General features: G+C 47.0%; 2 protein-coding genes. Both read left to right on the forward strand.

Annotation, left to right across the window (positions count from 1 at the left end; all coding sequences use genetic code 11):
* Nucleotides 1–1317: DUF8370 family protein (locus AAFN47_RS28040; protein ID WP_499812475.1), on the forward strand; the 1317-nt coding region annotated here is incomplete at its 5' end.
* A gap of 416 nt (nt 1318–1733) precedes the next feature.
* Nucleotides 1734–2318, forward strand: a complete 585-nt coding sequence (locus AAFN47_RS28045; RefSeq protein ID WP_499812476.1) for a hypothetical protein — start codon at nt 1734–1736, stop codon at nt 2316–2318.
* The last annotated feature ends 80 nt before the right edge of the window (nt 2319–2398 follow it).

Raw genomic sequence — 2398 nt, forward strand, 5'->3', positions numbered from 1 at the left:
TCGTGTTATCCTGTGCCATGGTGGCTTCTCCTGTCGGTGGCTGATTCTTCGCAAAACCAGCTTAAGACAGTTCAGAGGCCACCAGCCTCATTCTCAAATTTGCGAAAGATTCTGTACGTTATCGCTTGGAAGGCCGCTTGGAGATTGCTTGATTTACAGGAACCGCCAGAAAACGGCCTTGGTTATGGCGGTAGCGGAACATCGGGCAGCTCCAGACCGGATTACATACGCGTTGCAATCATGCGCACAGCCCGGGAAATCATTGATCTGGGAGCCTCGGACCCAGAAATGGTTTCCCTGATGGGATTCTTCGAAGAAGAGGTCGGACCCGATACCATCAGCGATTTTACTACGCGTGTAATTACCCCACAACTGGCCGAGATCACAAATATCTTCTGCACAGCGGAAGGGATTAAGGTACACGAAGTACCGGACGGCAATGGCATTCATCTGCCAAGATACAAGACCCTGGAAGGCGCCACCAAATACATTTTGCTCGTCCCTAGCGACATCGTACGTGATCTTCCGGTGGCCAATGATTGGTCCGACATCGAGAAGGCCGTTTATGAAAATCGCAAGATAAGGGACCGCGTGAACGCGATGCTGAGCAGAATTTCGAAGCCCACAGTTAGCGATCGCAAAGAGGCACTTAAACGCGCTGCATTAGAGTCATCGGATACATTTGACCAGTTTCTGGCGGCAGTAAAAGAACACACGGTGAGCTACGATCCCACGCTCGATGCTCTCGGCTACTATAAGATCAAGTCGATTCTTGCGGGCGACACATCTGCTTTCAAGACGAGCAAGACCTACGATATCAGTATCGGCCCAGATGCATTGAGAGACTTCGTACTGGCAACTATTGATATGTTCAAGCATCACGTTGAAAAGGGCAATCTTTGGGAAGAGCTTTGGATCGACGAGAAGCCAAAGAAGGAACGTGCGGCTCAACTAATCTACTATGCTCTCGCCGACTGTTTTTGTATGGCTAACAATGTAGATGTCTCTCCAGAGGCGAACATGGGCGGTGGGCCAATCGACTTCAAATTCTCTAAGGGATATAACGCGAGAGTACTTGTCGAGATAAAGCGATCAAGCGGCACTGTGGTACATGGCTATCAAAAGCAACTCGAAATTTACAAAGACGCTTCGAGAACACACTTTGGCATATTTGTTGTAATGGATTATGGGGGGCTCGGATCAAAGCTGTCGAAGATCAAACGGATCAGAGACTATCGTCTTCAACGAGGTGAATCAGCTTCTGAGATTGTCGTTATCAACGCCCGCAAAAAAGCATCCGCTAGCAAACGCCGATAAGGCAGAAATAGCAAACGTCTGACACCCTAATCGACGATACCGCGACATGCCTATACGCGATACCACGTTCTTATGTTGGTACTGCGCAGTCATTCGCTATGGTTCAATGCGCCATATCACACTGAGATCAAAACAGCGAATGTGACACACAGTGTTTTATGACACTGAATGAAACTGTCAGTATGGAGATTATTACAACAGGGTTTGTAGTGTCGGAGCAATCAAAGCAGCAATGTCCATAAAATATTTATATTTCAACAGCTTCTTCTATATGGCGAGATGGTCATGATCAAAATATGCAATGACTGTTCTAAGCAGGGGATTATTTTGAAAAATGGGAGGAATGGCGATCTAGATCAAAGCGAAGCAAACTGCCGTTCACAAGTATAAGTCTATATCAGTAATATCTCATTGAAATGCTCAACGATCTCAATAATTCTCGACGCAATCGCACTGACCTTAGAGCCACGACGCAAGAAGCGAAGAATTTCGTCCGTGATCTTTTTTCCACCTACCTAGCATTCCGCGATCACAAACAGAAAAGAAGACTCACTGAGGAGCAGCAATTCGCATTTCGTGAACACATTGAAATGGTCATTTGCGATCTTCTGGCGGCTTGGCACGCCGATCCCGAACGGTTCATCGGATATAGTCGAGGCAAACGAAATTTCATCAAAGGTGGGAGTTATTGGAGTTACAAACGCAATAAGAGTATCCCTGCACGGGCAATACTTTTCGAGATTATCGAGTTTCTGGATGCCCTCGATTTATTGGAGAATCACATAGCGGCAGCAGGAGCGGGTGAGTTCTCATCGCGTATGCGAGCAAGCGCAAGACTTAGTGATGAATTCAGCAATAGTAATCTCAACTCTTTTCATCTCGGCAACGATCCAGAATACGAAGTCATCGTCGTTAAGGATGAAGCCAAGAAGATTATACCGCTGGAGGATGCGAAGGGTCGTAAGCGGTGTTTTGACCCCACCTTTCCGGTAGGTTTGTGATCTGCGAGTCCGTTCGAGATGTATTTTCTCACGGAGTAGCTCCATGGATGATCACAGTGAGTTTCTCACAAGTTCGGATC

The sequence above is a fragment of the Hoeflea sp. CAU 1731 genome, assembly GCF_039888615.1.
Classification (GTDB): Bacteria; Pseudomonadota; Alphaproteobacteria; order Rhizobiales; family Rhizobiaceae; genus Flavimaribacter.

Excerpts from the sequence above, each read along its gene's own strand:
- AAFN47_RS28045 (WP_499812476.1), top strand. The coding sequence starts at position 1,734 with ATGCTCAACGATCTCAATAATTCTCGACGCAATCGCACTGACCTTAGA.